Source organism: Lapidilactobacillus concavus DSM 17758 (genome assembly GCF_001435835.1).
GTDB classification, from domain to species: Bacteria; Bacillota; Bacilli; order Lactobacillales; family Lactobacillaceae; genus Lapidilactobacillus; species Lapidilactobacillus concavus.
In genome coordinates, this window is record NZ_AZFX01000024.1 from 1 (window position 1) to 7528 (window position 7528).

Here is a 7528-nt window from a genome sequence, read left to right on the forward strand (position 1 = left end):
CAGCAAAAAAACTGATGTAACTTCAGGAAGCTATTACCTAATTTTTCATGGCGGAACTGTCAATCATTTTATGTTTATAAAACATTGGTGGGAGCTATTGAAACCACCTTCTAATACTCACGCATTCACTAATAATTCACTTCAAGATTAGCACCTATTAAACGCACGGTAATCTATCTACGCATCTAGTTTTTTAATCAATGTCTATGATATACTAACTTATACCCATTCTTATGTACTTAGAGGAAATAAATATGGATCAGCATCAAAAGAACCAAAACTTCGAAGAGTTTGAAAACAACAATAATCTTTATCGCTCTGTAGTTCAGCTGGCCTTGAAAAACAATCGATATGCACGAAAATCAATTATCTTTTCTGGTTTCGTGGGAACATTACTTTTTGCGTTTAGTTTTTCAATCCTCTTTATTCAATTAATTTTCAACATAGAATTAAGCATCACAAGTATTTATATTAGCGTGCTTCTGTTTTTACTATCTTTTTTATCATTGTACGCTGTTATACACTCACTGCGATTACAGAAATCCGAAACAGATACAAAAAAGTATTATCAAACAATGTCAGAATTAATACAGAACTTTATTCCTGACGCAAATACCACCAGCGAGGCTGACATTACTGTACTAACAAGACGTACGATAGAATCTAATATTGAATCTTTATCAAAGAAGTTGAATCAGCTAAAGCGCGATCAGCAAACAAGCGTGTCACAATTGTTAAAGCTTGTTCTGATAATTTCATTACCCTTTTCTCTTCTACTATATAAATTTGCAACACTTCCAGTGTTCATTACACTAATTATCATCGGTCTATCCTTTTTAGGATATATATCGTTTCTTCTTGTTAATGAATCTTTTTTTCTACTTCGACATTCGTTGGAAAATAATCAAAGATTGCTAACAATTGCCTATCACGAATTACTCCACTGCCTCACTAGATAATCGGTTAAATAAACAAGCTAAATAGAAAATTCATAAAGTTGAAGTGCTTCATAATTGTTAGACAAACAGTCTAATGATTATGAGGCACTTTTTGTATGGTCAAATATAATCCTGAGTTAAAAGCACAAGTCGTTGGTCAATATTTTAACGACAAGATGAGTGTGGTTGAACTTGCTCAGAAGTATCAGGTACCTCAACGTCAGCATCAGTATTGGATTCAGAGATATCGCTTAGGCGGCGTCGAAACTTTGAAGCGAAAGACAAGTAAACGAAAGTTTTTTACTGATTTCAAACTAAGTGTGATAGACTACTACCAAACTCATGATGAGTCTTTAGCCACTGTCGCCACAAAGTACGATATTTCAGCCTGTCAAATTAGTATTTGGCGAACTAAATCTAATCACGACGGTGTTGAAGCTTTACGGTCTCATCAACAAGGTAGGCCAGCCAAATTGAAACAGAAGAAGAAACCAACATTATCTCCAGAAAAACAAAAAGAAGTTGAACGACTGCGTGCAGAGCTTATTCAAAAAATAAAGACTTATACGAGGCAAGGTTAGAGAATGATATTCTAAAAAAATCAATAGCTCTGTTCGGACCTTCAAAGGACGACGCAAAACACAAATAGTTGATCGGATCAGAGCTGACCAAGCTAAGCTTCCCAAGTCTGAACGTTATAAAATCGAAGATATCCTTAAGGACATTGACCTAAAGAAGGCGACTTATCACGACAAGCGTAAACGAATTAGTAATCGTGATGATAAGTATGCGCGTGTGAAAGAGAAGATCATTGAAATCACGAATAGTGGGAAATATTGAGGACGTTTAACTGGTTTTTTGTTTGTCTAAAATATGACCGAACATTACCTAAAACGCGTAAATGATCGTCGTACTTTCAGAAAATACGACGAACACTGCAAATGTCTAAAACCATACACGGTCACTTTGCCAAATTATGTGTGACCCGAATTGGCCTAAACTACTTTACTAGCGTATTCAAGGACTTATAACCATTCTTTCTATTCGCAAAGATCAGAAAAAGACTTAGAGCAAGCCAACAAACACGATCAATTACCAGAAACATTTAATGCCTTAGCCCATCAATACGGATCAACGATTGCTATCACACGTGAGCTCGATAAAGCAATAGGCACAATCTTATTAGATACACTGGTTAACGGTTCAGAGATGAAACCACGACAAGAAAAAATACTCGCCGCAGTGTTAGCGGAACATGATGAGATGATTAATGATTGGCACAGGAGCGAAGACTGGTAATCAACGATATCGGCTTAACGCAATAACTGTTTGTAGACTTTTATCCACAGACAACCCAATCTTAATAGGAACAAAAAAATCACATTCATCAGTTTGAATGTGATTACATAAATTTTCTGGATTCTATTTAGTTATACGCAGACTGATTCAAGGACTGGTAAAAATAATCTGAAATTAAGGCACAGCTAAAGGAAGTGCTTGAGGTTTTTCGGGGAACCACATAGCTAACTCTATCGTTGCTAATCTCTGATAACGCTTTACATATCCTGCTTAAAGAGCTTACTGACATCAATATCAATTTCTTTTAGATAACCCTCAGCTTTACTCAAAGTGACATCGTCACTATTAAATTTCGCAAATGTGTATGCCTGCAATAAATAGAGACTAGCCGATTCAGTCCACTTACCAGCTTGATTTTTGATCTCTGCGGCATAGAGATAATAATACTGATCAAGAAAATATGTTGTATGATGTTTCTGAGCAAATTTGATGGCAGTATCAAGGATTTTAAAAACTTTGTCATCTTTTTTATCACTCGAATAATATTTACTTAAATTGGCATATAGAAAAAGTGCCAAAAACGGATATTCATCTAGATCGGTTTGTACCATCATTGTCTCGACTTGATCAAAATAATAACCAGCCTTCTCAAGATCATTATTTTTGTTAATGTAACAAACACCGAGTTCGCAAGTCGCCGCAATGGAATAAATGCTCATTCTAGTATCGGGTAGCTGTAGAATTCTGCTATAACCAAAGATGGCATCATCAAAGTTTTTCGTTAGCCACATCTGTGCATTTGTTTTTAAAAACAAATAATGAGCCTGTTGTTCCGGTTCCGCAATATTCTCCATGTCATCCAAAACTTCTAATAACTTTTCATATTGATAGTTCATGCTGAGACGGTCTGCCTCAGATAGTTGTTGCTCAATTGCTACATTACTATCACCTGAGATTACCTCAGTTGGTTTCATGCCTAATCTTGTCGTAATCCGCATTAAAATATCACTGCTAGGAACACTGGCGTTGCGTTCCAGCGAGCTAATCGTAGCTTGAGTTGTGATACCAGCTGCTAGTTCTGTTTGGGAAAAACCCAATTCAACTCTTTTTTTACGTAACTTTTCCCCATCAATCAAAATAATTCTCCTAACAATGTTTTAATTTTATTATATTATGGTATTATTAATAGAAAAAGAAAGGTATGTGAATTATTATGAAAAAGATCATCGTTGCTTTCTTGGTTAGCTTAACACTATCAAGTGCTAATTATATAACATTTAATAGTCTTAATCAAAGTACCCCTCCCACCTCTGTTGCTTCGGTACAGAAAATATCTAAGCTTCAAAGTGAAGATCCGGTAGAACAATTGCCCTATCATTAATTAAAAGGTAACTTGGATTTCAAACATAAATGGAGATAAACATTCTAAACGAATGCTTGTCTCCATTTTTCAATATCATAATTCCATTTTTATAACGCCACCACATCGTCTAACGTTTCCGCTAATTCGGGGCGTAGATGGTGCGTGATCATGATCAATGTCATTTCTTTTCGATGAATCAACATTTGCTCAATCGCATTGGCCATCACTGGATTCAAGGCAGAAGTGCCTTCATCAAGTAATAAGATAGCAGGATGTCCTAGTAACCCACGGGCCAACGCAATTCGTTGTCTTTGCCCACCAGACAGATTATCACCATGCTGTGTCAATTTGGTGTTCAAACCTTCAGATAACCCTGCAAGCCATGACTCTAATTGTGTCTCTTTAAGAACTTCCATTAGCATTTCGTCGCTGATCTCACGTCCAATGGTCAAATTAAATCGCAAGGTATCATCGAAAATATAAGGATCTTGATCAAGATAAACAATTTTTTTGGTCAGCGTTAATGGATCAATTGTGCGATATTCAATCCCACCGATCATCACGCTCCCCTCATACCCAGTCAAACGTCCAGTCAAAATATTTAATAATGTACTTTTCCCACGACCAGATTCTCCAATCACAGCATATTTACCGCCCGATTGGAAGGTATACGTGAATTGATTCAGAATATGCTCAGTACCATTGGGATAATGATAGGTGAGATTTTCAATCTTAACAGTATTATCACTAGGTAAAGTTGTTAACTCATGTCCAGATTGATTGCTAATAAATTGATCAAACTTAGTAAAAATCGGCAAAACGCCACGAATCGTTGAAGAATTATAGCTCAGCATGATCAAACCATTAAAAACACCACTTGCCACTGTGATAGACGAAAACAGTGCGCCCACATTGACTTGATGCTGATAGACTAACCATCCTGTTTGTCCAAGAATTGCGAGTTGACAAAACAAACTCACCAGGTTAATGGCCAGATTGACAGAACCACCAATAATTGAGTTTCGTACGTTTACTTTTTTGACGTTTTGTGCAGAAGCAATGATTCGTTGACCAATGATATGCAAAGCATTCAATGAATATAAGGAATTGAATCCTTCAAAACTATCGTTAACAACGCTTGTAAATTCAGAGTTTGTACTTGCAACACGTTCTGAAGATCGTTGTTGAATTTTTTTAAAGAAAAACGGGGCAAAATAAATCAGTAATCCACCGATTATTAGTGTGACAAGATAGGTATAACTGACAGTCGCAAGTGTAGCTGCGGAAACAACGATCATAACAACGGATGACATGTTCGTGAAAAAGGCGCTGAAGCCACTGCTATTGATCTGATTAATATCATTCGTCAGCCAAGATGTATAAACACTGCTATTATTGGAATGAAATTTTTCAAACGAAATTGATTCCATTTTAGCTGAAATATCATTCCTAATCTCATTATCCATGACTTGCTTTAGACCAGACTGAACAATTGAGTTCGCACCAGAAGAAACAAAATAGATGAGCATTAACACAACTTCGGTCAGCCCGAATCTGATAAAGGCATTCAAGTCCAATTTAATAATGCTTTGTAGCGCGTTCCCCTGATAAATGTACCCAATATTTTCGCATACTTGCCCGCCAATGCTGATTGCAAAAATGATAAAGAGGAGAATTCTATGATTTCGTAGATATCGGTATATTGGCATATGGACTCCTTCAATAAAAAAATAGCCAGGTGTTTACCACATAGCCTAAAAACAAGATATTAATTCTCTATAACGTAAGTGATCCCACCATCCTTGCAGACAACCTGGTCGGTGATTGCTGTTGTGGTTGATTTAGAGAAGAAATCATTAATCGGCTCTGGCATTATAGTAATGCTAAATTACAATTGTGTCAATAGAAATATAATTAAATTTAGTTTTTATTTTACTTGTATACAAATTTATAGGTAATTGTAGGAATGAGGAGGATGTAAGATGGCTTGCCCAAATGTTTCAACACTAAGTAATATCTTAGTAAACATGACCGTGCGCAAGGATGATCAGTGGATTTACGCAATGGACATTAACAACCCATTACCACTACAGGGATGGAAAATACACATTTCTTGTACACCTGATAATTTTGAAAAGGTGCTGTTTGCCCTTATTAAAGAATGTAGTAGTAGACCCAGCTTCTCATTTAAGATTCCCTCCACTCATCATAATATGCTAAATATGATCTACGGTCGTAATGGTTATTTAGTTACTGGAAAGATGATTACAATTTATCCAGTGGATCAGTCTGAAAAAGGACTAGCACAGCTGTGCCTTCGTATAGCACCAGTCACTCAATCCACGCCTATTCCAATAATTCCAACAGATATCCGTTTTGGTGATACGAGCCTATTTTTACGCTACGGGGCATTCACCAAGATTAAAGAATATGATACTTTTGGCGCTGAAGTACCGTCTCTGTTTAACAATCATGGGAAAATAGTTCCAGATATTCGAGCAATTAATCACTTTAAGCCCAATTGGATTGATACCCCACAATTTATTGAGCTCAGCAAAGTAAGCTCCAACAACTCAGATATTGATTTTGCAAGTCACGGTATTAATAACTTACAACTAATCAGTAGAAATTCTAAGGGAGCAGTTTTTCATATTATTCAGAACAATGCTGTCAGAATTCTTAAACAAGGTCTAGGCGAGTTGATGGTTGATGGACATCACACTTCTGGTGCAGATCGTTTTCTGAACGAAGTGACTGTTTTGAATCAACTGCCAAAATATGTTGAGCATCCAAAAGTATATGATTACTTCACTAATGGAAATAATTTCTATGAAGTGCAGGAAGAGATAGTTGGGGAAAAGCTTTTTAATCTGCTCTACTTAAATAAAACTAGAATCATTAAAGACCCACTCAAACTAATAGTACAGATACATCAGCAACTGTGTATGTTACACAAAGCAGGATTTATTTTTAGAGATTTATCTGCCTATAACATCATTATTGATAGCAATCTAAAACCACATTTAATCGACTTTGAATTATCATGCAAGATAGGGAGTGCAAATCCTTTGCCTGGTGGTTCTCCCGGCTTTTTTCCTCTTCACATTAAAGAACGAACGGACGCCGGAAGTAGTCAGTTTGCGGACAGCTATGCCCTAGGAGCTATAATTTTCTTAATCACAACAAAAATTGTTCCTGTTTCCCCAGAAATGACCGACGGAAAAACACGTTCGCAGTTTATTAAGCGATTACAGAACCTAACCTTACCGCTTAATCTAAATCAACAAGAAAGGCAACTAGCAGCTATTGGCATTAAATTAATGAACAATATTGATACCTCAGATAGTACTATTTCAGAACTATTAAGCACAGTAACTCATGAGAATACCGGCATAACAAATTATTCAATAGCGGCCCACATGGGTGAACTTCCATTGAAATATCCAACACATATTCTTACAAACCAATTTTATCAACAAAAGCTGAATTTAGAATTGATACTTCCTCTTTCACATTTTGTAAAAGAAAAACACTCAATTCCAGAATTTACTGAGTTACTTGGCTATCTTAAAAATTATTTATTGGTTCACCCGTTTGATGAGCTTCGTCCACACAATCTTATAAAAGGTGACATCTATTTGATTAACCTAATAGAAAAAGTTGTACAAGATCATGATTTATATAGACAACAATTTATTAATTATGAAGCAATGTGGCTACAAGCTTTTTTAACTTTTGATTACAATAAATTCCCGATTGGAATTCTATATGGTATTTCTGGCATCGGGATAACTATACTTAGAAGCATGAATAATTCTCCCACTCCAGAAATCAAACAAATCAAAGAGAAAATCGTCAATATTGTCTATAACGAGAGTGTCAAGAATTTTGTGTAAATGAGTAACTCTTATTTGCATGATTAAATGAC

Annotated in this window: 5 protein-coding genes; 3 read left to right on the top strand and 2 right to left on the bottom strand. The window is 35.9% G+C overall.

Translation table 11 applies throughout. The annotated features are described in order from the left end of the window. Nucleotides 1-254 precede the first annotated feature (254 nt). Complete coding sequence (locus FC15_RS02680; RefSeq protein ID WP_057823718.1) at nt 255-959, top strand: hypothetical protein; 705 nt, start codon at nt 255-257, stop codon at nt 957-959. 95 nt (nt 960-1054) lie between these two features. Next, nucleotides 1055-1519, top strand: coding sequence for a helix-turn-helix domain-containing protein (locus FC15_RS02685; RefSeq protein ID WP_235803313.1), 465 nt, complete (start codon nt 1055-1057; stop codon nt 1517-1519). 975 nt (nt 1520-2494) lie between these two features. Here the strand turns inward: FC15_RS02685 and FC15_RS02690 are convergent. Both FC15_RS02690 and FC15_RS02695 read right to left on the bottom strand, forming a co-directional pair. After that, entirely contained in the window at nt 2495-3373 is an 879-nt protein-coding gene (locus tag FC15_RS02690) for a helix-turn-helix domain-containing protein (protein ID WP_057823720.1), read from the bottom strand. A gap of 334 nt (nt 3374-3707) precedes the next feature. Next, nucleotides 3708-5309: an ABC transporter ATP-binding protein gene (locus tag FC15_RS02695; protein WP_057823722.1), complete on the bottom strand. Its 1602-nt coding sequence runs from the start codon at nt 5307-5309 to the stop codon at nt 3708-3710. Nucleotides 5310-5582: 273 nt separating this feature from the next. Between FC15_RS02695 and FC15_RS02700 the strand changes: the two genes are divergently transcribed. After that, on the top strand, nt 5583-7496 hold the full coding sequence (locus FC15_RS02700; RefSeq protein ID WP_057823724.1) for a class III lanthionine synthetase LanKC N-terminal domain-containing protein: 1914 nt from the start codon (nt 5583-5585) through the stop codon (nt 7494-7496). The last annotated feature ends 32 nt before the right edge of the window (nt 7497-7528 follow it).

What these genes read in the sequence shown, in the direction of transcription:
- FC15_RS02680 (WP_057823718.1), top strand. Translation starts at nt 255, where the DNA reads ATGGATCAGCATCAAAAGAACCAAAACTTCGAAGAGTTTGAAAACAAC.
- FC15_RS02685 (WP_235803313.1), top strand. Translation starts at nt 1,055, where the DNA reads ATGGTCAAATATAATCCTGAGTTAAAAGCACAAGTCGTTGGTCAATAT.
- FC15_RS02695 (WP_057823722.1), bottom strand. Translation starts at nt 5,309, where the DNA reads ATGCCAATATACCGATATCTACGAAATCATAGAATTCTCCTCTTTATC.
- FC15_RS02700 (WP_057823724.1), top strand. Translation starts at nt 5,583, where the DNA reads ATGGCTTGCCCAAATGTTTCAACACTAAGTAATATCTTAGTAAACATG.